The sequence below is a fragment of the Streptomyces sp. ATexAB-D23 genome (assembly GCF_000373645.1).
GTDB lineage: Bacteria > Actinomycetota > Actinomycetes > Streptomycetales > Streptomycetaceae > Streptomyces > Streptomyces castrisilvae.
In genome coordinates, this window is sequence record NZ_KB892002.1 from 51,385 (window position 1) to 75,742 (window position 24,358).

The window sequence follows — 24,358 nt, forward strand, 5'->3', positions numbered from 1 at the left end:
GCCCGCCGGGCACCCCGGCCCCCTCCCGCTCAACCACCTGATCCCCGTCCACCGCATCACACCGCGCTCCGGCCTCTCGGGCCTGCCCGCGATCAGTGAGAGCGGGGCGGCGCACCTTCCTCCCTCCGTACGCCACGCGTGGACGCGTCATGCCGTCATGCGCACGGGCCTCTTGCCCCGGGCGGACCGGGACCTCCTCCACGTCTCACCTCACCTCAAAGATGGGAACCTTCATGCCCGACGTCTTCGTCAACTACCGCACAGGCGATGAGGAATCAGCGGCCACTCTCATCGACCGGGAACTCGCCCGCCGGTTCGGCCGCGAGCGGGTCTTCTTCGCCAGCAACTCGATCGAGCCCGGACACCGCTACCCGGCGGAGCTGGTCAAGGCCGTGGAGGAGTGCCAGGCGCTCCTCGCCGTCATCGGGCCGCGCTGGGCGGAGGTGCGCGGTGCCGACGGCCGCCCCGCCCTGGAGGCCCGGCAGGACTGGACCCGGCGCGAGATCGAGACGGCGCTCGACCGCGGAGTCCTGGTGATTCCCGTGCTCGTAGGAAAGGCCACCCGGATCGACCCCGCCGTCCTCCCGGAGGACCTGCGAGAGCTGGCGGACTGCCAGTACAGGCGGTTCGACCACCGCAACGCCGAGTCGGATCTGGCGGCGATCGGCGACGCCCTCGCCCGGCTGCTGCCGGAGCTGGGCGAGGAGGACCGGGACGCCCGTGCGGCACGGGAGCGGGCGGAGGCGAAGTCCCGCAAGAAGTCGGCCAAGGACCGCGGGCGCGCCAGGATGCAGGCACGCGACATGGAACAACGCGTACGCGGCGGTATCGGCAACCTCAACGGAGATCTCGGCACCTTCGTCAACGAGCCGCAGGGGCCGGTGAACACCGGTCGCGGACCGCAATACAACGCACCCCACTTCGAGGGGGACAACACCGGCGTGCAGTTCACGGCGGGCGACAACAGCGGTACGGTCCACCAGCGCTTCGAGCGCGAGCGCCGGCGTTCGGACGACGAGCGATGACCGAGCAGGAACGCGTCACGGTCAATGATCCGCGCGGCCCGGTCAACAACGGCGAGGGGCCCCAGTACATCTTCTACGGCGCCGGCGCGGACTGGATGCGCCGCAAGGGAATCGAGTCCCTGCGCATTGTCCACGAGGACCGAGTGCGCCTGGCCGACCGGTTCACCCCGCCGGGGGGATATCGCACCGCCGCCGACCGCCTGGAGAAGCCGGGGTCGGTGGTGCTGCTGGACGCACCACCCGGCAGTGGCCGCCGTGCCGCGGCGATCATGCTGCTGCACGAACTCGGGGAGGACGGGGGCACCGACGGGGACGAGGCACGATTCGAGGAACTTCCCGCCACCGATACGGACGAGCACACTCCCGGCGAGGGCGACCGGTTCCTCCTCGACCTCTCGGGAATCACGGACGAGGAGACGTACGCCAAGGCCCGGCACTGCCTCGCCGTACGCCGGTCCCGCGTCCAGCAGGCGGGCGCCCACATGGTGGTCGTCCTGCCGTCGGGCATGGCGCACGCCCATGCGCCGGACCTCGAAGCCGACACGGTGAAGCTGCGGCGGCCCCGGGGTATCGCGGTCGTCACCCGGCATCTGCGCGTGGCCCGGATGGAATTCCGCCCCTCGGACCTGCGGAGCGCCGGGCTTCAGCACCTGTGCGACCGCTCCCCCATGTGGGAACTGGCGCGGCTCGCTTCGCTGGTGAGGGCCGCCCGGGACAGCGGCCGGTTCGGTGCGGACTTCGCGGGATGGCTGGACCAGGCGATGCACGCGGTGACCGACCGGGCCGATGAGGTGAGCCGGCAGGTGACCACGGTCCGCGCCACGCCCGATCGGACCCTGCTGCTCACGGCCGCGGTGTTCGAGGAGTTCCGCGCCGACACCGTGTACGAGGCGTGGCACGGCCTCATGAAGACGGTGGGACACGAGGAGGAGGCAACGACCGAGCTCGCGCGGACGGACTTCGGGGAGCGGCTGGCGGCCCTCGGGATCGAGCGCGACGCCTCCGGTCGGCTCCGCTTCGAGCAGCTGGCGTACGCCGACGCGGTACGGACGTACTTCTGGGAGAACTTCCCCGGCGTACGCGACGACCTCAGGGACTGGATCGACGAGGCCGCCGGGCTCCGGAGGATGACCGTGGACGACCGGGTCGACGTCGTCATCCGCTTCGGCGAGCAGTGCCTCGCCGTCGGGCGGCCAGACCACCTCTTCGACCTGGTGGTCCGCTGGGCGGACGGTGCGACCGGGACAGCCTGCGACCCGCGAGCTGTGGCAGCTCTCGAACTCGGCCTCAGCCACGAAAGGCTCGGCGGGTGGTTCCGCAGGCGGATGTACGACTGCGTGAGGTCCGGGCCCTTGTCTGACGGCCTCGTGCGCGTCCTGACCGTCGCCTGCCGCCAGAACCTCGGTGCGACACATCCGGATCAGGCTCTGGTGCGGCTGCACTACCTGGCCGTCCGGCGGGGGCAGGCGGCGCACGAGGCAGGGGAGGCGCTGCTCGAACTCGGCAACAGCGACCACGAGCTCCACCGGCTGCTGGTCGGCCGCCTGCGGGACCGGATGCGTCGCGAACGGGATGCGGAGGCCCATCTCCAGCTGCTCACCGAGCTCCTGAGGAGCGACCGGGTCCCGGATCCGCCGCCGTGGCCGGACCTGTTCCGGGGCTGGGAGGCGGTCTTCGCCCAGCCGCCGACGGACCGCTGGACACCACTGGTGAAGAGCTGGCTGACCAGCGTGACCCACGACAGTGGGCGGGACATGGCACTGGGCGTGATGGTCGGAGCGACGCACGGGCGCGCGGCCGCACTCCACCGCCTCTACGCCCTCGCCTGCGACTGGGCGGGGGGCGGGCGCGATCCCTCCCGGGCAGCCGTCGCCAGCCGCTTCTGGCAACACATCGACCAGGCTTCGTTCGCCCGCACGGAACACACGGCCCCCGGGCCCCGGACCACGGAAGAGGAACGATGAAGGACCGCTTTCCCCGCATGCTGTTCGTCGCTCTCTGCGGCCTGGCACCGGCTGCCCTGGGGAACTTCCTGAGCTGGTCGCCCTGGCTGTGGGGCTTCATGTCCATGGTCACGGTCTCCGGCTCCCTCCTGCTCGTGATGGCGGTCCTCAGCAGCGACCGCACGCCGGCCGAACCGTACGAGCCCGCGGAACCCGATACGCCTGCCGCACCGGCGGAACAGCCGTACCAGGAGACCCGGGTGATCGACGCCGCGCTGCCGAGCGCGACGGACGGCTACGACTTCCTCTTCTCCGCCACCGTGTGGTGGAGGCCGGCACCCGACTACGGCGACTGGTCCGACAGCGCCTCCCCGGCCCTCGCCGTGTCCTCGGTCGTCAGCCGGGCCCTGGCAGTGGTCCGTCGTGAGGAGCCCGGCCGAGCGACCTTCGCGCGCTATCTCCTGGAAGGAGAGCTGGGCATTCCGCTGACGGACCGCAGCGGACGGGTCGAGGCCATGGTGGCCGATGTGACGCTGACCCTCGCTCCCGGCGACCGCGAGCGCCTGCGGAAGCTGAGCGACCTCCGCAAGGACGAGGAGATCTGGGAGCACGAGCGTCAGCACGAGCGCAACAAGCGGCGCTACCTCGGGGAGGACGTCATGACGAGCACGGGCAGCGCGGTCGTGTGGTGGCTGGCCCGTCACGAGGACGAGATCGAGAAGGCGGTCGACATGATCGGCCCGCTCGCCCAGGTCGCGGCGGCAGCGAACGACCAGGAGGTACCCGAACTCTTCCGTCACCTGCTCGTCCCGCCCGTGGGCGCCCGGAGCGAAGCGATGGCCGGAGGCCCTCTCTGGGACGGACCGGCCCGAGAGGAAGGGGGGTTTGACCGTGAGGAGGAGGTCGGGGTCGCGGATCGTCTGCTCGTACTGCTGGCGGCGGCGGGTCTGAAGCCTGATATGGACGGGTACACCGTGCTGGTGCACAGGGTGCTGCTCACTCTTGAGGCGGAGGGGCTGCACGATGCCGCAGAGGAGATCAGGCGGACCATTCTCGTGACGCCCGACGAGGGCGCGGCCGGGGAATACGGGGAGTACACCCGCGCGACCGCTGATCCGCACGCCGACGACGCGGCCGGGTTCGTGGCCGGGGCGGCTCGGAACGGCGCGGGCGACCAGGGCCAGGGCTGGTGGACGCCGAGTGGCGAGGACACGTCGCCCCCGTATTCCTGGGACGCCTCCCACAGCCCGCACCGGCCCCCCACGCCTCGCTCGGGAGCCGACGAGGACGAGGGCGTCAGCTGACACGCACCAGTCGGCCGACTCTCCGGGCTCCTTCTCTCCGCGCACCCCGCAAGGGAGAGAAGGAGCCTCACGCCGGCTCCGGCGCCCCCGGCATCTCCGTCAGGCGCTCGCGGGCGCGGTCGGCGTACGGGGAGTCGGGCAGGCCGGCGCACAGCCGTAGGTCGGTCCGGGCGCCGTCGGGGTCGCCGCTTGCGGTGCGGCAGCCGGCGCGTTCCCACAGCAGTTCGGCCGGGTCGGCGTCCGGGAGGTCGAGGGCGGCGGTGAAGTCGTCTATGGCCTCCTGCCACCGCTCGGCCGAACGGTTCACGTAGCCGCGGTTGTAGAGCAGGGACGCGTCGGGGCCGACGAGTTCCAGGGCGCGGGTGAGGTCCTCGACCGCGTCGTCGGGCCGGCCCTGTTCCTGGGCGATGACCGCGCGGTTGGCCAGCGCCTCGTAGAGGCCCGGGTCGTGGTCCAGGGCCGTGGTGAAGTCGGCCAGGGCGGCGTCGGGGTCGCCGTCCTCCAGGGCGAGCAGGCCGCGGGTGCAGAGCAGGTCGGCGCTGTCGGGGTGGTGGGCGAGGCCCTCGGCCACGTCCGCGCGGGCGCCGTCGAGGTCGCCGGCCTCCAGCAGCAGGGACGCGCGGTTGATCCGGGCGCGCAGGTAATCCGGTTCCAGCTCCAGGACGTAGCCGAAGTCGGCGAGGGCCCCCTTGGTGTCGCCGAGTTCGGCGCGCAGGTCGCCCCGGTTGTAGTACGCCTCGGGGAACGGCGGGCTGACGTCGATGGCGGACTGGTAGTCGGCGAGGGCCGCGTCGGTGTCGCCGGAACGGCGGTGGAGCGAGGCGCGGTCGAAGTAGTACTCGGGGTGGTTGGGGTCGGCGGCGATCACCCGGGAGAGATCGGCGACCCCCTCCTCGATCCGGCCCAGCGCGGCCCGTACCTGCCCCCGGTTGTGCAACAGCACCGAGCGGTGCAACTCGTGCTCGCCCGGGGCCAGATCGGCGTCGAGCCGGGCCAGCCCCTCGGTCACCAGCTCCTCGGCCCGCGTCAGGTTGCCCATGTGCATCTCGACCAGGGCAAGGCCGTTCTGCTGGAAGACCTTCTGGAACGAGCGGGACGCCTCGGGCATCTGCGACGCCAGGGCGATGGCGGTGTGCAGGTGGACCCGGGCGGTGAGGTGGTTGCGGGAGTCGGGCGCGCGGTGGCGGGTGTACAGCATGCCGAGCGCGTAGTTGGAGAACAGGTGCACCATCGGCGTGGTGAAGCGGCTGCGCAGGTCGAAGTAGATCTCCTCGGCCTCGTCCACCTGCCCGAGGACGGCCAGCGAACTGGTCAGCCTGGTGCTCGCCGTGCAGTACGCGTCCTCCTCACGCTCGGGGTCGGCCAGCGCCCGCGCCCGGCGGCCGAGTTCGATCGCCGCGTGGTAGAAGCCCATGTCCACGCAGCGGCCGGTCGCCTCCAGCACCGCCCGCAGCCCGGCCCCGTGCGGGTCGCTCCCGCGTTCCAGGTGGTACGGGAGAGCGCCGAGCCGGTGGGCCTGCGGCATGGTCCGCTCCAGCACGGCGGCCCTGGCGTCGTGCAGCCCGGCCCGAATCTCCGCGGGCGCGGCCTCGTAGGCGGAGCGCTCGCCGGGGTCGTCGGACGTGCCGTCGGACTCCACGTAGGCCCGGACCGGATCGGTGCCCCGGCGCGGTGCGGATGGGGCGTCGGCGGGGGCGGGGGCGGTGGCGGGGGCGGGGGCCGGTGCGTCCACGCGTACGGCGTACCGGGCCAGCGCGCCGGCCAGCTCGGTGGCGTGCGCCGGCAACGGGTCGGCGGTGGTGGCCACGACCACGCGCAGCCTCGCCGGGTCGACCCGGCGCAGCACGATGGCCAGGAGTTCCTGCTCGGTGGCGTCCGCCGCGTGCACGGCGTCGAAGCGTACGGTGACCGGCCGGCCGGACTCGGCCGCCCAGCGGTTCAGGAACTCCACCACACCGTGTGCCAGGCGCCGGGTCCGCGCAGGGCCGTAGAAGCGGGTGCGTTCCTCGGGGACGGCCAGTGAGGTGAGCGTCTCCCGGGACGGCTCCACGACGGACTCCAGGTCGGGGGCGACCGACAGCAGCTCGACGTCGTGGGCGGTGACCAGCTCCGGCGACCGCGCCCACACCCGGGGCACCACCAGGTTCAGCAGGGCGGCGGTCCCGGCGTACGGGCCGCGGCCCCGGCGGTGGCTGCTGACCTCGTGGAACTCGCCCGCCGCGGGCCGGGGATGGACCGCTTCCAGCGCGGCGTCACGGTCCCGGCGGGTGCCGCCGACGATCCACAGGTGGGCGGGCTGCTCGCTCATCGGCTGTGTTCCTGTTCTGCGTGAAGGGGTGCGGTGGTGGGGGCGGGGAGCGGGATGGGTGCGGTGTCCGGGGTGGCGGCGGGGGCGGAGTCCGAGGCGGGGCCAGGGGCCGAGTCCGAGGCCGGGGCGGCGTCCAGGGTCGGGGCTGAGCCCAGGGCCGGGGCCGAGTCCGGGGGCGCTTCCGTGCGGCTTTCGTTCCGCTGCCGCTGCTGCTCGCGGGCGCGGGCGCGGTCGCGCAGGGCCACCACGCCGACCAGCCCGAACTGCACGACACTCAGCGCCAGGAAGCCGACGGAGTCCCAGAAGCCGGAGTCGGGGTGCCCGGCGTTGCCGAGCCGGTCGACGAGGAGGCGTACGAAGTGAGCGAGGACCGGGACCGCGGTGGCGGCGGCTGTCAGCAGCATCACCAGCACGCCCGCCGCGGCGAACGGCGCGTACCAGCGCGCGACCTTGCGGTCCCGCTCCGACCACTGCTCCAGGTCGACCGTGCGGTGCCGCAGGCCGAGCAGACGGCAGAGGGTGTTCCGGATCAGCGCCCGCGTCGCGTCGTGGAGGGCGACGCAGCCGAGAGCTGTGGAGAAAACGTAATAGAGGTCGGTCCGCAGAAATAGATAGAACTGCCAGACGAACCGCAACGCGGTGACAAATGCGAGGGCCACCGCGAAACGTCCGAAGAAGGAAAGGCCAGGCCCATTTCCATATGCATCGATGGCGGCCGCACATACCAGCAGACAGAACACCAGAGTATCGGCAACCATACCGGCCAAGAAAGGAAGATACCGCTTTCTCCGGGGAACTCCGAGCAATCCGTTCAGTGTCGTCTCGAACACCACGAAGTAAAGCCGCCGCCCGACGCCGAGACTGGACGGAATTCCGATGCGCCGGCCGGCCAGCGCATGGAAGGACTCATGGAGGAAAACGAACGGGAGTTGAGCGAAGAGCAGACCGACTTGTACCAGCAGCAGCGACTCGGTGAAGAACAGGGTCCTCGGATAGGGGCGCACATCGGGCATCCGCACCAGAAGCACCACGCACACCACTGCCATCGCCCCGTAGACGACCCAGGCCATCGGCGAGAAGACGGCCCGGCCGAGCCGCGCGTACCGCACCGCGGCCGGCGCCCCAGCGACCGGATCATCCTCGTCACTCCGAAGAAACCCCAGGTCGTCCAGGGTCTCCAGGAAGTCCTCCATGTCGACGGGCTCGTCGTAGGAGGCGTTGTACCAGGCGACGGCGTCAGCCAGGGGCATGCCGGTGGTCAGCTTGTGGAGCAGCATCGCGCCGTCGGCGGGAAAGAGGGCGTACGAATCGGTGTCGGCCCGGCCGACAAGCACCTCGTCGCCCTCCGGGACGAATGTCAGTTGATGAAAGGCAGGCTCCGCGGTCTGCCGAGTATCCGCCATGCCGTCTCCGTGTCGGATTCGCCGGCGACCTCCCGGCATCGTGTGGGGACACCGACGTGGTGCCCGGAATTCGATGAATTCCGGGCACCACGTCCTGCGTCAGTTCTGACCCGCGATACACATCGGCGGCCAGTAGGCGCTCGCGCTCGTGGTGAGCTTCACACCGCCGGTCTTGCGCACGACGATCTTCTTCATCGTAATCCCCCCTTTTTAGGTGGAATGATCTTTCTCGGTCGGCACGCGGACCGTTGATAATTCATCGGTCCCCGGCCTTGGGCTCGTTACTTATAGCACCGGCTCGCGGTTTATTGCCAGGACGTGAAGTTCCCCGTACGGCCCGTGGGATTTTTTTCGGTCGACGTGCGGTGCGCGGGTTTATGCGGACGGCGTCCGCTTCACCTGCCGCTCGAACCGCCGGCACGGTCGGCCGCGGGCGTCGCCCCGATATCGCGTACGCCCCTGCCCCGGGCCACGGAACGCGTATCCGGGGCCGAGTCGCCCCCGGACGCGGGGGGCGTCCCTTTCCCGGGCGACGGGCCGAAGCCCGAGGTCACGGGGCGCCCGGCCACGAAGCCCCGACGGCACGCGGCACGTGTCACCCGCCGAGCCGGCGTCGACCCCGGTGCGTACGCCCCGCGTTCCCCGCGCCAGGGAGCCGCCACCCACCCCATCCCGGCCCTCCTGGCCGGAAATCGTCATCCGCACCCCACTCGGCCGCGGGATGAGCCCCTGCCGTGGAGGGGTTGTGAACCTTCCCGGGACGGACGGCGCGCGACCGTGCGCCGCCGGCCGTCAGCACTCCCCGGACCCGGCGTGGACAGCGAAGACCATCCGTTCGAGTGGTCGGGGCGGCCTTGCCCCCCGCACAGCGAGCACCGGAGGATGGACACCGGTGTGCCGGACGGGGGTGGCGGGCGTGCGCGAAGCGGCTACGGCGCTGGGGTGGGAAGCCCCTTTCGACGCTGAGGAGTTACCGCGGGAGTGGGTCGAGCGGCTGCCGGTGCCGCAGGCGTCCCTCCAGGACCGGTTGCGTGCGCTGGGCCTCTTCTTCGAGGTGACGGCGCGCGGTCCCGTGTACGAGCACCTGCTCGGCGTCGCGATGCTGCGGGCCGGCCACGTCTTCGGGGCGGCCGCCACACTGCTCTCGGCGCTCGGCGCGGACCCCCGGCGACGCGGTGCGTGGGTGGACGCGGCCACGGCCTACGCGGCGACGGAACGGCTCGACATGGCCATGTGGCTGCTGGCACACGTGGTGAGCGGATTCGAGGACGTCGGCCCGCACACCTCCCCCTATCCGAAGGACTCCCCGCGCGCCGCGGAAGCCCAGAACCGCCTGGTCGCGGCCCGCCGCCGGCACGAGCAGCACGCCGACGAACTGCGCTTCCTCGGCCTGCGCACGGCGCTGGACGCGGATATCCGCGAGCACCTCGGCGACGAACCGCTCGGCACGGACCGGGTGTTGCTGCACACCGCGGCGCTGATCTCCCTCGGCGAGGCGCGGGACGCACTCGAACCGTACGACCGGGCGGCGGCCCTGCTGGAGCAGGACGTGCTGCCGGTGGCGGGCACGACGCTGGAGCAGATGGCCCGGATCCGCATCGCGGCCGGTCCCGCGCGGGAGCGGGACGAGGTGCTGGCGCACCTGCGAAGGACCGCACCGCACTCACAGGTGCTGGCCCGCCTGCACAAGCCGACGCTCATGGAACGCCGCATGCGTGAGCAGGAGGCCTCCTACGAGGCGCTGCTGCTGGTGACGGAGGCCGAGCGCGGACAGCGGAGCCTGCGCGAGCCGCTGGAGCAGCTGCGGCTGCGCGCCCGCGCCTCCGAACACCCGAAACCGTACCGAGAGGCCCTGGCGCGACTCGGCGGGCACCGGAGGAGGGGGCAGCACGATGGAGGATGAGGACCGGCAGGACCGGCCCCTGCAGATCGCGCTGCGCAGCCTGTCCGCTCCCACGTACGGGGAAGTGCTCGACCTGTTCGGGCAGATCCCGCCGGGGCGGCACGGGGAGACGGTGGACTGCCTGCGGCAGCATGCCGAGATGGCCCGGGGCTGGGGCCGCGTGCCGCTCGCCGACATGGCGGCGTTCCTCGCCGACCGCTGCGAGGCCCTGGCGTCCGACACCGGCCCCACCGGGCAGGCGGGGGACTCCGACGACGGCGACGGATTCCCCCGGCTGCTGCGGCGGGCCTGCGCGGCCGAGGGGGTGCTGGGCGCCTACCGGGTGCTGGAACGCCACCGCTCGCTGCTTCCGGAGGAGCCGGTGCGGTCCGCGGTGCGGCTGCTGACGGACTGGCGCGCCGACCGGACCAGCAACGCCCACGCCATCGCCGCGCTGGGGCTGCTCACCGAGGACGGTCCGAGCCGCGTGACGGCCCGCGCCGACTGGGCCAATCACCTGCTGAAGCAGGGCCGGAACCAACGGGCGCTCTACCACGCCTCCCGCGCGCTCTCGTTGCAGCACGCGGTGGGCGACGTGGGTTCGCTGGTGAACACCTACCTCCAACTGGCGTCGGTGTACCTCGCGATGGACGACATGCCCCGCCGGGCCGAGGTGCTGGAGCAGGCGCTCGTGGCCATGGCCCCGGAGGCCGAGGTGACCTCCATGGAGGAGGCGGCGGTGACCGTCCAGCTCGCGGACACCCTCATCGCCCTGCACCGCTACCGGGAGGCCGTGCCCGCGCTGGAGCGGGCGGAGGCCTTCGCCGCGCGTCCGGACAACGACTCCGAGGGTTCGTTCATGCCCTCGCGGCCGGATCTCCTCAGCCGTCGCGCCCACGTGGCGGAGGCCGTCGGCGCCCTGGGAGCGGCGGCCGACGCCTACCGTGAACTGCTGGAGCTGCCCGAGGTGTCGACGCGGGCCGCGGCGCGCACGTCGGTGACGTACGGCCTGGTCTCCTGCCTGGAGCGGACCGACCGCCAGTGGGAGGCGTTCGAACTGCTCAGCAACGAGCTGGAACACGCCGAGCAGCAGGGGACGGGGCAGACGCACTCGGTGCCCCTGCGCTGCATGCTCGCCGGGCTGCTGTTCTCCGGCACCGATCCGCGTCTGCCCCGCAGTCTGATGTCGCTGGAGTCGGAGCTGCTGAGCGGCATCTTCGAGATGGCGGGTTCGACCTATCCCTGCGCCGGCGAACTGTTCGTCACCATGGGCGATCTGGAGCTGTCCGAGGGGTACGACGAAGGCGCGGCGGAGTGCTACCGCTATGCCCTCTACGTGTCCGGGGACCCCGAGCACACGCGGCAGCCGGAGCGGCTTCCCGAGCGGCTGCGCGAGCGCATGCTGATCTCGCGGCTGGTGCCGCTGGGAGGTCCCGAGGATCCCGTCTCCTTCGTCCTGGCCAAGCTGCGCGAGCGCATGCTCCGCTCCTTCGCCTCACGCCCTCCGGTGCTGCCGGACACCTGTCTGCTGGCGCTGCAACGGCTGTGCCGCATCGAGCGCGACCCGGAGCGGCGCGGGCGGCTGGCGGACCGGCTCGCAAAGGGGCTGCGCCGCGCACTGGAGCGGGAGCCGCAGGGCACCGTGCGGACCCTGGCGGTGCCGGTGTGCGAGGCGATCGCCGAGGTACGCGGTCCGCTGGTGGCGGCGCGGCTGCTGGAGGAGGTCCTCGACACCTACGACGCCTACGGCCGGCTCCCGGACCCAGGCCTGCCCCTGGGCCTGGCCGAGCTCCTGGTGTGGACGCCGGGCGGGCACCGGAGGGCCTTCGAGGTGCTGTGGCACCACCGCGTCCTGCGGCTGCGAGCCCGGGAGCTGCATCCGGTGCTCCAGGACGCGGACCAGGCGGCCGGGCTCGTACTCCCCCTGTACGAGGCGCTGTTGTCCCTGCTGTACGAATACCGCGAGGACCTGCCGCTGCCCGACGACCGCCCGCCGGGGCTGCTGGCCTTCGACCTGCACGAGGAGGCGAAGGCGCGCGGGATGGCCGAGGACCTGGCCCGGATGCCGCTGGCCGAGCCGGTGGGCGTACCGCGGCAGGTGTGGGAGAACGAGCAGCGCCTGCTGTCCGAGCACCGGCTGCTGGCGGGCGGGCAGCGTCCGGACAGGGCCTGGCTCTGGCGCGGGTACGGGCGGGCGCTGGAGTCCCTGTACGGGGTGCTGGAGCCGGCCGCGCCGGACTACGTGCGGCTGCGCACCGCGCGACCCGCGGACTCCGCCCAGGCGTTGCGGCTGCTGGACGACGCCGCGCCGGAGGAAGGCATGGTGCTGGCCTCCTACTTCACCGGCGAGTCGGAGACCTTCTGCTTCGCACTGGCCTCCGGCGAGGACTCGTTGTGGTGGTACCGCATCCCGGTGGGGCGCGGGGAGCTGCACGCCGCCGCGGAGCAGGTCCGCCTCGTCGTCGACGGCGACCGCTCCGCGTTCCCGCCTGTCCCGCCGATCAAACCGCGGCGGCCGGCCCCGCTGCCCCTGGACGGCCTGGGCGAGCAGCTGCTGCCGTTCCACGAGTTGCTGGCGGGGCGCGAGCTGCTGTGTGTGGCGCCGCACGGGCCGCTGTCCGTACTGCCGCTCGGCGCGCTGCGGCTGCCGGACGGCAGGTACTGCGCCGAGCAGACGGCCCTCGTGTACACCCCGAGCATCTCGGCCCTGGCGGTACTGCGCGCCGCGAAGCCGGCCGGTTCGGGGGCCGTGCTGTGCGTACGGGTGGCGGCGGAGGAGGATCTACCGGGCAACGGCGACGGGTTCGAGGCCGACGCGCTCCGCCCGGGACCCGGCTGGCAGCTGTCCTCCCTCGCCGGGACGGAAGCCACTCCCGATGAGGTCCTCACCGGCATCGGACAGGCCGACCTGGCCTACATCGCCTGCCACGGGTACCAGGACCACAGCGATCCGGAGAACTCCGCCCTGTTGCTCTCCGACGGCACCGACCGCCCCAGCCGGCACACCGATCCCGCTTCGCAGCGGGCCCGGCGGACCTTCCTGCGGGCACGCGACCTGACCGGCGCGCGCACCCCGTCCCGTGTGGTGCTGCGCGCCTGCTCGGTCGGCTGGCACGAGCCGGACCACCCCGGCGAGGACTTCACCGGCCTCCCCCGCGCCCTGCTGCGCGGAGGCACCCGCACGGTCCTCGCCCCGATCTGGCGGGTGGACCGCACCAGCTCCGCCGCCCTGCTCGACGAGGTGACCGGCGCGGTGATGGACGGCCGCCCGCTGTGGCGCGCGCTGTGGGACGCGCAGCGCCGCATGCTCGCCGACCCGGACCGCGCCTACCTGTCCCACCCCTACCACTGGGCGGCGTTCGTCCCGCTCGGAGACTGGAGCTGACATGGCCGGCGACATCCACGCGGAACGGGCGGCCGCCCTGCCGGACCGGACCGCACTGCTCGCGCTGGAGGAGGTGGCCCACGAACTGGGCCGCACCCACCCCACCGGCCTGACGACCGCGTACCAGGCACAAGACGTCCTGACAGCGCTCTTCGCCCAGGCCGGCGCCGACTCTCCCCCGCTCCCCCCGGACGACCCCGCGGCCGCCGCCCGCCGCGTGCTGGCCGTACTCGTCCGCGAGGAGGGCGCGCGGAACCTGGTCGAGGAGGTCCTCGCCGACCCTCCGGAGGACGACCAGATGGGCGGCGACGACCTGGTCACCGACCTGACCGTCCTCGCCGGAGTCATCGCCTTCCTTCGCCTGCACGTCACGTTCCGGTTCAAGCACGACGACGGCCGCAACACGGTCGAGTTCGGCCTCGAGAAGAAGCCCCTCAACGACGGCACCCTCGCCGCCCTGGTCCGCACGGTCCTCAGCCTGATGAACCGGGAGCCGTGAGGGGGGTCGCCCGCACAGTGCCCGGCCGGACTCGACGCCGACCACTTCGCGGCTACCGGGGGCCTGCGGCGTCCGTACAGGGCCCTCGGGCGCCCCGAGTGCGGTGAGCGGCACGCTCACCGCACAGAATTGTGTACACATGGGACACCCGGTACCCCTGGGCGCATGACGCAGCCGCTACCCACAGAGTCCATCCGCGACGTGCGCGCCCACCTGGCGGAGGTCGTGGAGCGCGCGGACCGCGACGACGTACCCACGGTGATCACGCGTCGCGGCAAGGAAGTCGCCGCAGTCGTCTCCATCGAGGTACTGCGCAAGTACCAGGCGTGGGAGAGCGCGAAATCAATCGGATCATCGACGAGCGTCTGGCAAACCCCGCGCCCGGCATCCCGATCGAGGACGTCATGAGGGAGACGCTGGCACGCAGTGAGTGAGCACCGAGTCGGCACGGAAGTGCGGTGGGGCCGGACTTACCCGAGTCCGGCCCCACCGACCAGCATTCTTGACGAAATGCCAGCTTGCGGTAACCAACTCGCTACACGTTGAAGCGGAATGTCTGGGGGTTGATCCTGACCTGCGGCGGAGCCCCTTCCAGGGCTTTGACCTGCGGCTTCCTGGTTGGCAAGCGTTGGCTCCCGATGGCCGTTTACGGGTGTCCTGCGGACTAGGTGCGGACTGGCCGGGGGCTCCGAGGGGGCGAAATCCCTGGCACACCGGCGGGGCCGGCAAGGAGACTGCGTAGGTGAGCGACTCCTACCCCTGCCCGTGCTGCGGGCACCGCGTACTGGCCGCGATGCTCGGCTCATACGAGATCTGCCCCGTCTGCTTCTCGGAGGACGACGGGGTCCAGCTCCGCTGGCCCACTATGAGCGGCGGCGCGAACAAGGTCTCCCTGATCGCAGCCCAGCGGAACTACCAGGACTTCGGCGCTTGCGACCAGTTTATCCATTGCACACGGAGTAGCGCCGACGCTGCCACGCACGCTCTCTGGGCTGGCCCAAATACTCAGAGGTAGCCAGCCGCCCCGAGAAGAGATTCCACAAAATCGGAACGCTTCGCGATCTTGTCCTGCGTGTCGCCAGTACGGCTGGCGTGCTCCTCGAAGTGACCACGAAGAAACTGCAGCTGCCCCAAAAGGAGCTCCGGGGTACTGTGCTGATCATCAGCGGCAAGTTGCTTGAGCTGCTTCGGGCTACGGACCCGTCGACCCATCAGTTCAGCCACAGCCAGCATAGCCAAGTGAAAGCGCAGGTTGGTTCGCTCGGCCGCAGGAGCACCGGCGGCCTCAGACGAGAGGAAGGAATCCACCTCGCTCTGAGTCCGCGCAAGCCATAGGTAAACGTTGAGGGGAATGCCGGCGGAGAAGATTCGCTTATATTCGGTATCGTCCTTGAGCAAACTGGATGGCCGAGAGCGAGAGTTATGTGGCTGACTGAGCCCCATCGCCATAACAGCCTGAGCCAGCAGCGGGATACTCACCACTCGACCTGCAGGTCGACCCTGATTCCGGTAGTAATTCTTACGGCGATCATAGAACCAGTCATTTTCCAGGAAATATTTCTCGATCTGGCGCTGAATTTCATCCGTGGCATGCAATGAAGCAACCGGAACGCTGGTCTGACGGTTCGTGGCTCGAATTACCTTGTCACGGACGCCTGCATCCTCCGTCACCAGCACCCGGACCTGGAGCAAGCGTTCGAGTGCAGGGTGTTCTGCACCACTAACAGCCAGTTCTTCTAGCGTTCGGTGCAAGGTGTGAGAGGTCTGCAAGCCATTGACAATTTGCACGTCATCGAGAGAGTGCTCCTTACCCACGGTGGAAACCCGGGAACACACGATGGTGACACCGTTATTAAGCCACCAGAACTGAGGAGCGCTATCATCTAGTAGCGAAGCTCGAATCTCGCGATTCACCTCGACTTCGCCTTGATAGTCACGCACATTCCAGTCAAAGATATGGCGCCGCAGAGAGCCATCCTCATCACGCAAGAATGCCAGGTAGTCTCGAATCTTGACGAGCACAATATGGCTAGTACCATGCGTGATACTTTCCTGGAAGGGGAGTGTCAAAGTGTAGGAGGGTGCAGAGTTGGCACGCTTCCAGAGTTCCGCCGAACCCAGAAGCTCCACTCTCCCCACTGCACCGGCCATAACCCTGGAGAACTGCGACTCCAAGTCGCGCGCCTTGATTATAACTTTAGCATTAACCGTTTCGGTGTCCCCGCGCATTACATACGAGAACCGGATTTCAATTTTCGGATGCCTCGTGGCCAACGCCCGCAATGCGGTACGGAACCGCCCAACCCGCTCAACAACAGAATCATTATAGAGCTGACGCAAGTCCTCTTCAGACGCGGACAAGTCGAGAAGGCGTCGAGCAGACGAGGAAACCAGATCGAGGGCAGTTTCCGTAAATGACGGAGTAGTCTTGGCCTGGACCATCCAAAGCGTCAGCCGCGTGCCGCGCTCAACAGTCGTCGCCTTGAAATCTTCCGCGAGGACTTCGCTATCTTCCATCAGCAGTTGTTCACCCAGGAAGACATATACCCCGTCGATAGCCCCGTCGTCACCTCCTCCGAGAACTCCTGCCTCGATTTCCTCCAGCGACAGCTCGCCGAGAGTCACCGCCTGTTCGCAAGCAAAAACTTCAAATGCTTTGTCATCGGCGAGCGGGGTCACTCGTTCCTGCTGTCGCTGCTTGAGGAGCTGATCGATGAGAACCAGGTCATTGCTAGTCATAGCTCCGCCGCCCTTGAAATCTGTTTTAGGGGATAGAATTTCAGCGCGTCTGCCAGTTTTCGTCCTATCGAGAGGTCAATCCTCGTTCTTTCTGCTCGCTACATCTGCAGCCAGCCATCAAGTGAGACTTGGGCGCCTCCATCCAGGTGGTGGCTGAGAGCACTTGCCGTGGTGTCTACGAAGGCGTCTGGGATGGCGTTGGCGTCGACCCACCGGACTTGGGAGTGCTTGCGGGGTTCGCGGTTTTCGGGTTCGCCGGTCCATTCGTGGGCGGCGAAGACGACCGTGAGGAAGCCGTTGGGGGCTTCGACGCCCCAGGCACCGTGGATGATGTGGGCGACCTTGAGGGACTCGGGCTTCACCGTGAGGCCGGTCTCCTCATAGAGCTCGCGGACCGCGGTTTCGGTGATGGGCTCGCCAGGCTCGCTCTTGCCGACGGGGAGATCCCACATGCCCTGGGCGAATTTGGCATTCTCGCTGCGCTGGAGGAGAACGATGCGGTTGGTGGCCTTGTCGTGGACGATGACGGCCGCGACCAGCAAGGTCATCGATTCGAGCGCCGGCTTGAGGGCCTTGGGCTGGTCGTCGGTCTGCTGGGTCACGGTGTTCCCTTCGTCGGGCGGGTTGTTGGGCATGTTAGGCGAGGGCCTCGCGGGCGCGGCGGGCGAGATCCGCAGCTCCCGGGATGCGTCGGCGCTGGTAGACCGCGAGGGTGGAGCAGATCGAGGTGATCGCCTTGCGGGTGCGGTCGGAAGTCATGCCCTCCATGAGGACGAGGGCCTGGGTCCAGGCTGCGACCGCTTCGTCGGCTCGGGCTTGGGCGGCGAGGCTGTCGCCGAGGTCGGCGTGGGTGAGGGCGTGGACGCGTTTGTACTTCTCCGGGTCCCAGCGGGTGAGCGCGTCGCGGTGCTGCTGTTCCGTACCGATGTGGTCGGCGAGGTCGGTCAGCGTGCGTGCGGTGTGGCTGGCCACGGTGCCGGCGGCGGGGCCGCTGACGCGGGAGAAGCTGGGCTGGGGACCGTCCTCGCGCAGGAGTGCGTCTTCTGCGGCGAGGAGAGCACGAGCGGCCAATGGGTTCTCGCCAACGGCTGCGTATGCGCGGGCGTGCGTGATGTGGAGAAGCGCTTCTGTCTGGCCATCCACGCGGCCGAGGCCGCGGGTGAGGGCGCCTTTGACGAGGTCCACGCAGTGGTGGGGTTGCTTGAGGCTGAGGGATTGATGGGCGAGGGCGCGCATCATCCAGGCTGCGTGGCCGTGGGGGTCGGCTTCGCAGGCGAGCTGGTAGCCGACCTGGTAGTAGCGCTGGGCAGCGCCTTCGTGGCCGAGGTCGTGGTGCTTCCACCCTGCGAGGTAGGCGAGTTCGGCGACGGCGCCGAAGGCGGCCTGGCGTAAGGCTTCTGTGGGGAACCGTCCGCGCAGCATGGGGGCTGCCGTGTCGGCGAGGTAGGCGGTGACTGTGGTCAGGCCGTGCCCGCCGCCGAGCCGTTCGTCGGCGGCGCTGAAGGCTGCGGTGATCTGGCGTACGACGTCCACGTCCTCCGCCCCGACCACGGACGTGCCGGTGCGGGCGCGGAGCATACGGGCAGTGGCTTCGTGGTCGTATCCGAGCGGCATGGCGACGCCCGCGGTGGTAAAGGCCGGCCTCGGTCCCGGCGCCGAGATCCTGGGACGGGACCTGTCCGGCAAGCGTCTCCTGGAGCTGGGCTGCGGCCCCGGCCACAACGTGGCCCACCTCGCGAAGTACCACCAGGCCCGCGCCACCGGCGTGGACCTGATCGGCCTCCAGGTACGCCGCGCCCGCTCCCACTACGGCCACATCGACGGCGCCACCTTCACCGCCGGCCACGCACTGCACCACCTGCAGGCCACCGGCCAGACCTTCGACGCGATCTACTCCATCTTCGGCGCCGTCGGCCTCGTCGCCCCCGAACTCCTCCTCGCCGCCATTTCCCGACGCCTGAATCCGGGCGGTGTGCTGGCCTTCTCCGTCCCTCACCCGGCACGGGCCGGAAGACATCCATCCACGGACGACCGTCCGCGCGAGAACTACGTCACCGTGCCCGACCGCACCCGACTGCCCCTCGTTCGATGGGAGTTCGACGCCCGACGCTGGGGAGCCCACCTCTCCCGGACCGGCCTGGGCGTCACCTCGGCGGTGGAGCTGCGGCACCCGCGCCGCGACCCGTGGCCCACCACCCTCCTGATCACCGCCCGCAAACGCTGACCGACGGAGGCACCGATGACCCCTCCCTACCTGCTTCTCGACATCGACGGCGTCCTCATACCGTTCCCGGCCGCCGACGGCAGCACCCCGCCCACCCACGTCCGTCACACCGTCCTGCCTACCGGCCGGCACCCCGACGACCCCGTCCCATCTGGCTCGACCCGAGTCAGGGCGGCATTCTCGCCGACCTTCTGACCAGCTGGCTAGTCACTCCCGTGTGGTGCACAAGCTGGCGCAAGGACGCCGCCACGATCATCGGCCCCCTCCTGGGGCTGCCCGACTTCCCTTACCTCGACCTGCCTCATCCTCAGATCACCACCAGTCACCCCGACGGCTACCTCTGGAAACGAGACCACGTCGACGTCTGGCTGGCAGACGCCCCCGCCATCTGGATCGACGACGACTTCACCGGCCTCGACCATGACTGGGCAGCAGAGCGCACCGCCAAGGGGACGCCGACCCTCCTCGTTCAGCCAGACCCACACCTCGGGCTGCAGCCCGAGCATCTGACCGAGGTGGCGAAGTGGGTCGCGCAGTTACCCACAGCCCACGTCGTCTGACGACTGATGCCCTCGCTACCGCGAGCGGCGAGGGCATGAGGATGCGCTGTGGGGTCTGACTCCTTGGTGCCTGTGGAGTCGGGACCCACCTCAGGTGGTGCCGGCTGCCCTGCCGGACCTACGGATCGGCTGTCCGAGAAGCTTCTCTACCTCCGCGGATGCGGCGTCGAGGAATTCCTGACCGAACAGGCAGAGGGACTCTTCCCAGGGGTGCCCAAAACTGCCTATACGGAAGTCTTCCGACAGGTAGATGTAGTAGTCCCCATCGGGGTACGGGCTCAAAGGCCAGGCCGGCTGCCCAGGGCCACCGACGCCCTGCGGCGCGAAGCGATACGACGTGTGCTGCCAGTCGAGCGCGAGCAGCGTTCCGCTCGGGTCGATGCAGGACTTCAGCCCCTGCTCGACCACCTCGACCAGGCGGTCCAACCGCTCGTATTCAGGATCGTCGTCAAGCGCGGCAAGGCTCCAGGAAACCGAGGCGACGGGCTCCTTGATAGCTGGCCACTTGAGGGAACTCGTACTCGGCTGGAACTTGAACTCGTCGTAGAAGCGGTCCCAAACGCGTCGGTACTCGGCCTCAAGCAGTTCGACCACGGGACTCTCCGTCATGGCCCGATCCTATCGAGTCGCCCGTGATGTTCCCTCGGGGAACATGTCGCACCAGGGGCAGTGCCGGCCTTCGCCTGCCGTTCCCTTCGTCGGGAATCTGGCTGGGAGGGACCAGGGTCAGCGGTACCGCCTGCGCTCCTCGGGCCTCGTAGCCACTGGTGTGGCCGGAGGGCGCAGCGTGGCCGACATAGATGACGTTCCGCTGGTGGTGCTCCGGCTGCGAGCCGCTTGCGTCCGCCGGTTCGGCTGAGCGGTGATGCGCCAGTTGAGGACCTCGGCTGGGCGCTCGGCGCTGTCGAGCTCTCGCTGGAAGCCCACCTCGATCAGGAGACGTCGGGGATTGTGGCCAGCGGTTTCGGCTTGGGCGAGGGTTGTGGTCAAGGCGATCCAAGTGGGGTCGGTGAGGATCCGGTCGGCGTGGTTGGGGAGGGCCGCGCGAACGTCCTGTTCGAAGCGGCGGGCGGTTGCGGCTCGTGGTGCGCGGTGGGCCAAGTCCGCCAGGACGGGTGTGGCGGCCTGCTGGTAGCCCGCCTGAAGGTGGCGGAAGGCTTCTTCGGCCGCAGCGGCCTGCTGTGCGTGGCCGCGCTGTTCGTGCCACTTGGCGGCGGCGCCGGCGAGGTGCACGGTGGCGAAGAGCAGGGCGATGGCGAGTCCGCCCGGCTCGTTGGAGGCGTAGGCGAGCTCCTTGGCGGCCTTGCGTAGGGCGTGGCTGCTTGGTGGTCGGCGCGGGTGGCGGAGCGGCGGGCACGGTTGAACGCCATTGCCGCCGCTCGTAGTTCCGCCTGGTGTGGGCCGGTCGTGGCGCTGGCGATGTTGTACAGGGCGTCGCCGAAGGCGGCCAGGTGGCCCTGGGCGGCGGCATCGTCACTGGAGTCGAGGGCGGTGCGTGCCGTGTGCACGGCAGTGGTGATGTGGCGCCATTGGTCGGTGGGGTCCGCCACATACCGCGGGTGGTCTGTCACCTCCTGGTCGGGGAGGCGTTCGCTGAGGCGGTTGATGGAGAGGTCGGGTGCGAGTTTCGAGCCGCCGTACCAGATGGGTTCGCCGACGCTGTTGGTGTCGCCGGGTGCAGCGAGACTGTAGCCGATCACGTCGCCGCTCTCGGGGCCGAGACGCGTCTTGACCTTGATGCCGAGGGACTGAAGCACGGTGAAGTAGTCGGCCTCGGTGTGTACGGCGGCGGCGACGGCGTACGCCCGCTCGCGCAGCCACTGCCGTGCCGTCACGGTCTGGCCCTGTCGCTCGGCCTTAGCGCGTTCGGCACCAGTGGGGGTACGGGGAGCCGTGAGATCACCGGACTTCAGGCGGCGCAGGCCGAACTGGGCTTCGATCCTGCGGCACTCCGCTTGTGCCCGACGGCCGTCCTGGTGGGTGCGCGGGCGGCGTCCGTCGGCGCGGGCGGCGTCCGTCGGCGCGGACGGTGGTGGCCATGATGTGGAAGTGGTCGTCGGCGTGACGGACCGCGATCCATCGGCACGCCTTCTCGTCGCCGTCGAGGGCGATGCCCGTGGAGTGCACGACGCGGCGGGCGACCTCGGCCCACTCGGTGTCTGTGAGGTAGCGGTCGCCGGGCGCGGTGCGGACCGGGCAGTGCCAGACGTGCTGCGGTGGCTTCTTGCCGCCCAGCTCGCGGGTGCGGAGGTCGACGTGGTGGTCAAGTCGCCTGGCGAGTTGGGAGTAAGTGGCTGCCGGGTCGCGGCCGGGGTCGGGAGCGCCGGCCATGTCCCAGGCGGCGACGATGTGAGGGTTGGTGTGCTCGTCGCGGCGGCCAGGGCCGAAGAGGTAGGCGATCAGTCCGCGGCTGTCGGAGCCGGTGGAGACGTCAGGAACCATGAGCCGTGCCGTCCGACAGGAGCTGGTCGATGAGGTGGAAACTGTTCTGTGCTGCTTGCTCGACGTGGTCGAGAACCGTCTCGGCGCGCTCGGGCACGGTTCCGCGGTTGATGGCGGCGGTGATCTGGTTGAGGTTGCCGCCGATGCGGTTCAGCGCGACCGTGTGCGCCTCGACGGCCTCGACCAGCGGGCGCAGTGGATCGTCCTCCGGACTGCCGACCATCCCCGCTTTCCCCTGCGCAACAGCCAGGGCCGCGTCCCCAACGAATCCGGCGAACCTCTGACCGCGCTGCTGAGCGGCGGCGCTTATCACCTGGATCGCGGTGCGCGTGAAGCGGATGGTCTTCTCCTGGTCGCGCTTCTCCACAGTGCGCTTGCGGTTCATCTGCGCGGGCAAGGCGGGGGCGTCGAGGTCCCGCCAGGAGGGCTGCTCGACGAACGGTGGGGCATCGGCCGGCGTACGGCGAGGAGCGGAGTGGGCTGCGGGCCGGCCGGAGTCCTCGGCCACCCCCTCCTCCGGCTCGGGCGCCCCCTGGCGCTCGGCCTCGTCCTCCGCCACCCCTGGGGCGGGGGCAAGCGCGGACGAAGCCTCGTTAGAGGCTCGTTCGCTCCAGCTTGCTGCTGGTCGCCGGGTGAGCCTGAACAGCTTCCTGCGACGGCGGGAGGTGGTGTCGTCGGTGCTGGATTCGGGCATGGTGGTGCTCCGTCAGTCGTGGGGTGGGGCTTCGTTGCATCCGTCGCATCCGTCGCGTGGCTGGTCAGCACAGGTACGGATACGGCCGCAGGTACGGATCGATCCGTACCAGCGAGGAGATCCGTCCCCGCGCTGACCTGCGCGGGGACGGATGCGACGGATCGATGCGGACCTGGTGTCAGCGGGTGGGCCGGGGGCCTGCGGTCCCGCTCGGCGGCCCGATGGGCAGCGTCCCGGACGGAGGGGCGGGTGGCCTGCCCGGGGTCGGACGTGCCGGGACCCCGGCGGTGGGTACCGATGGGGCGGGGGCAGGGCAGTAGCGAGCCCATGCGTCCACGAACTGGTTACGGGCGTAGGCCTTGGCCTGCCTGCCGTTCTCGAACCGGTAGTTAGCCGGGCTGATACCGAAATCGCGCAGCAGATTCGCCAGGTGGTAGGCGTTCAACCCCTTCGTGCCGTACTCCGCCCACGGGGCCTCGGCGTCCTGGGTCAGCACGGCCAGCAGGTCCTGGCTGCGCAGCGCCTCCCTGCCGCCCTCCTGGTCGAAGACGCGGCGGATGTCACGCAGCAGCCGCGTCTTCAACGTCGTCTGCTCGTCCTGGACCACCTCGCTGCGCGTCATCGCCAGACAGGCCGCACGTGCCCGCGCGGGCCAGTGCCCGCCGGCGAGATCGGCGACGATGACGAGCGGCTCCCATGTGTCGGCGGCGCGGTCCTCCACGGGCATCTTCCGGCACCGCGCCCGCGACAGTGCCGCGCAGCGGTACCAGCCAGTCAGCCAGCCGGTCGCGCAGCGCGTGCAGTTCCGGCACGGAGTACCGCGAACGGAACGGGGTGATCCGCTCACCAGGCTTGCGCTTCTGCATGCGGATGACGATCGCCCGGTCCATGATCGTGTCCGGTAGGTCGCCGATGCCGGCCAGCGCCGCCATCGCGAAGGTGGGGAACGCGGTCGGCTTGTGTTCCGGCCCGGAGATTCGCCAGGCGGGTCGGTTGCGCTGGTGCCCGGCGTTCAGCAGGCCGCGCAGGTCCTCCTTGTCGCCCGCCTTGGGGCCGAAGATGGTGTCGGCCTCGTCCACCAGCAGCGTCGGCGGGTTCTTGCCGATCACGCGGAAGACCACCGCAGGCGAGGTGTTCACCGTCATCATCGGCTGGTGGACGGTCTCGTAGAGAACGTCCAGGAGACGGGACTTGCCGCACCCCTTGGTCGGTCCGACGACCGCCAGCCGTGGCGCGTGCTGGAGGCCGGGCTGGACGTGGGAGGCGGCGACCCAGAGCGTGACGGCGGTCAGGGCCTCGTCGCTCGGCAGCACCACGTACCGCCCGATCGCCGTACGGAGGTCGTCCAGCAGCGCGCTGCCTGCGCCTGCCAGCCCGCCACCGCCTTGGGCTTCTGGTCCGTCTGGAGCAGGGTTGCCTGCACTGTCCGGCAAACCGGGTGTACTCCGATTCGGAGCATCGGAGGTCGCGCCCCCCGTGTCGGGGCGTGGTTCCGTCCGCTCCTCGCGGTTCCGAGGCAGACCCTGGCCCGGGATCGCGATCAGTGGCCAGGCAACACCGGATGCCTTCGAGGTGGCGGGGGACGTAGGGTCCTTCATAGATGTTCCTGTCGAGTGGGGGCGAGACGGGCAAGGTCTCGCCCCCGACCAGTTCGTTCAGGGATGGGCGGCGTGCAGGGGGATCTCCGGCCCTCGGCGTAGGCGCGCCGAGGGCCTTTGCTGTGTCCGGACGGGCCGGCGGCTCATGAGGCCAGGCCCCAGTCCTCTCCGCCGTCGATCAGCGCGCGCTCGTAGCGCAGCAGTTCGACCTCGGGGTAGAGCACCCGCTTGCCGACCTTGATGCCGCGGGGTCCCTTCTGGAGATGGCGCCAGTAACGGACGGTGCTCTCGGCGGTGCGGTAGCGCTCGGCGACCTCGGCGGTGGCCAGGTATCACACACGTTCCCATTCGG

15 protein-coding genes and 5 pseudogenes are annotated in these 24,358 nt (G+C 70.0%); 10 read left to right on the top strand and 10 right to left on the bottom strand.

Annotated features, from left to right (window positions below; all coding sequences use genetic code 11):
* The first annotated feature begins 233 nt into the window (after positions 1 to 233).
* From B082_RS0102610 to B082_RS0102620, 3 genes are read left to right on the top strand one after another with little or no spacing between them, the layout of a single operon-like run.
* Positions 234 to 1,025: a toll/interleukin-1 receptor domain-containing protein gene (locus B082_RS0102610; RefSeq protein ID WP_026249358.1), complete on the top strand. Its 792-nt coding sequence runs from the start codon at positions 234 to 236 to the stop codon at positions 1,023 to 1,025.
* Positions 1,022 to 2,989 (top strand): hypothetical protein, encoded by a 1,968-nt coding sequence (locus tag B082_RS0102615; RefSeq protein ID WP_018550263.1) that lies wholly within the window; start codon positions 1,022 to 1,024, stop codon positions 2,987 to 2,989. The genes B082_RS0102610 and B082_RS0102615 overlap by 4 nt, the downstream gene beginning before the upstream one ends.
* Before the next feature lie 17 nt (positions 2,990 to 3,006).
* Positions 3,007 to 4,272: a hypothetical protein gene (locus B082_RS0102620; protein ID WP_234018104.1), complete on the top strand. Its 1,266-nt coding sequence runs from the start codon at positions 3,007 to 3,009 to the stop codon at positions 4,270 to 4,272.
* A gap of 67 nt (positions 4,273 to 4,339) precedes the next feature.
* On the opposite strand, the gene B082_RS35440 is transcribed toward B082_RS0102620, so the two are convergent.
* On the bottom strand, positions 4,340 to 6,580 hold the full coding sequence (locus tag B082_RS35440; protein ID WP_018550265.1) for a tetratricopeptide repeat protein: 2,241 nt from the start codon (positions 6,578 to 6,580) through the stop codon (positions 4,340 to 4,342).
* On the bottom strand, positions 6,577 to 7,983 hold the full coding sequence (locus B082_RS35445) for a hypothetical protein (RefSeq protein ID WP_018550266.1): 1,407 nt from the start codon (positions 7,981 to 7,983) through the stop codon (positions 6,577 to 6,579). The genes B082_RS35440 and B082_RS35445 overlap by 4 nt, the downstream gene beginning before the upstream one ends.
* A gap of 916 nt (positions 7,984 to 8,899) precedes the next feature.
* Here B082_RS35445 and B082_RS0102640 point away from each other — a divergent pair.
* The 5 genes and pseudogenes from B082_RS0102640 (at position 8,900) to B082_RS35455 (ending at position 14,764) form a co-directional block, all read left to right on the top strand.
* Entirely contained in the window at positions 8,900 to 9,886 is a 987-nt protein-coding gene (locus B082_RS0102640) for a hypothetical protein (protein WP_158688848.1), read from the top strand.
* Positions 9,876 to 13,250, top strand: coding sequence for a CHAT domain-containing tetratricopeptide repeat protein (locus B082_RS37355; protein WP_020573033.1), 3,375 nt, complete (start codon positions 9,876 to 9,878; stop codon positions 13,248 to 13,250). The genes B082_RS0102640 and B082_RS37355 overlap by 11 nt, the downstream gene beginning before the upstream one ends.
* Position 13,251: 1 nt before the next feature.
* Positions 13,252 to 13,749 (top strand): hypothetical protein, encoded by a 498-nt coding sequence (locus tag B082_RS0102650; RefSeq protein ID WP_018550269.1) that lies wholly within the window; start codon positions 13,252 to 13,254, stop codon positions 13,747 to 13,749.
* A 165-nt stretch (positions 13,750 to 13,914) separates the two neighbouring features.
* Positions 13,915 to 14,183: pseudogene (locus tag B082_RS37695) on the top strand (type II toxin-antitoxin system Phd/YefM family antitoxin).
* A gap of 308 nt (positions 14,184 to 14,491) precedes the next feature.
* Positions 14,492 to 14,764, top strand: a complete 273-nt coding sequence (locus tag B082_RS35455) for a CPCC family cysteine-rich protein (RefSeq protein WP_018550270.1) — start codon at positions 14,492 to 14,494, stop codon at positions 14,762 to 14,764.
* Here B082_RS35455 and B082_RS37700 read toward each other — a convergent pair.
* From B082_RS37700 to B082_RS35465, 3 genes and pseudogenes are all read right to left on the bottom strand, one after another.
* On the bottom strand, positions 14,755 to 16,488 hold the full coding sequence (locus tag B082_RS37700; RefSeq protein ID WP_078622470.1) for an AIPR family protein: 1,734 nt from the start codon (positions 16,486 to 16,488) through the stop codon (positions 14,755 to 14,757). The two genes, B082_RS35455 and B082_RS37700, sit on opposite strands and share 10 nt — an antisense overlap.
* A gap of 98 nt (positions 16,489 to 16,586) precedes the next feature.
* Complete coding sequence (locus tag B082_RS0102670; RefSeq protein WP_018550273.1) at positions 16,587 to 17,123, bottom strand: NUDIX domain-containing protein; 537 nt, start codon at positions 17,121 to 17,123, stop codon at positions 16,587 to 16,589.
* Between the two features lies 1 nt (position 17,124).
* Positions 17,125 to 18,126 (bottom strand): annotated as a pseudogene (locus B082_RS35465) (tetratricopeptide repeat protein); the annotation flags it as partial.
* On the opposite strand from B082_RS35465, the gene B082_RS0102680 reads away from it, so the two are divergent.
* Both B082_RS0102680 and B082_RS35470 read left to right on the top strand, forming a co-directional pair.
* A complete protein-coding gene (locus B082_RS0102680; protein ID WP_026249359.1) occupies positions 18,101 to 18,712 on the top strand; it encodes a class I SAM-dependent methyltransferase in 612 nt (203 codons plus the stop codon). The pseudogene B082_RS35465 and the gene B082_RS0102680 sit on opposite strands and share 26 nt — an antisense overlap.
* 15 nt (positions 18,713 to 18,727) lie before the next feature.
* A pseudogene (locus B082_RS35470) lies at positions 18,728 to 19,272 on the top strand (HAD domain-containing protein).
* Positions 19,273 to 19,362: 90 nt separating this feature from the next.
* On the opposite strand, the gene B082_RS0102690 reads toward B082_RS35470, so the two are convergent.
* From B082_RS0102690 to B082_RS39710, 5 genes and pseudogenes are all read right to left on the bottom strand, one after another.
* The gene (locus B082_RS0102690) at positions 19,363 to 19,881 is read right to left on the bottom strand and encodes a DUF2716 domain-containing protein (protein WP_018550276.1); all 519 of its coding nucleotides are present in this window, start codon (positions 19,879 to 19,881) and stop codon (positions 19,363 to 19,365) included.
* Between the two features lie 117 nt (positions 19,882 to 19,998).
* Positions 19,999 to 21,714, bottom strand: a pseudogene (locus B082_RS35475) (relaxase/mobilization nuclease domain-containing protein).
* The gene (locus B082_RS0102705; RefSeq protein WP_018550278.1) at positions 21,704 to 22,273 is read right to left on the bottom strand and encodes a hypothetical protein; all 570 of its coding nucleotides are present in this window, start codon (positions 22,271 to 22,273) and stop codon (positions 21,704 to 21,706) included. The pseudogene B082_RS35475 and the gene B082_RS0102705 overlap by 11 nt, the downstream one beginning before the upstream one ends.
* 313 nt (positions 22,274 to 22,586) lie before the next feature.
* Positions 22,587 to 24,006, bottom strand: a pseudogene (locus tag B082_RS35480) (DUF3631 domain-containing protein).
* A 143-nt stretch (positions 24,007 to 24,149) separates the two neighbouring features.
* On the bottom strand, positions 24,150 to 24,335 hold the full coding sequence (locus B082_RS39710) for a helix-turn-helix domain-containing protein (RefSeq protein ID WP_026249362.1): 186 nt from the start codon (positions 24,333 to 24,335) through the stop codon (positions 24,150 to 24,152).
* Between the last annotated feature and the right edge of the window lie 23 nt (positions 24,336 to 24,358).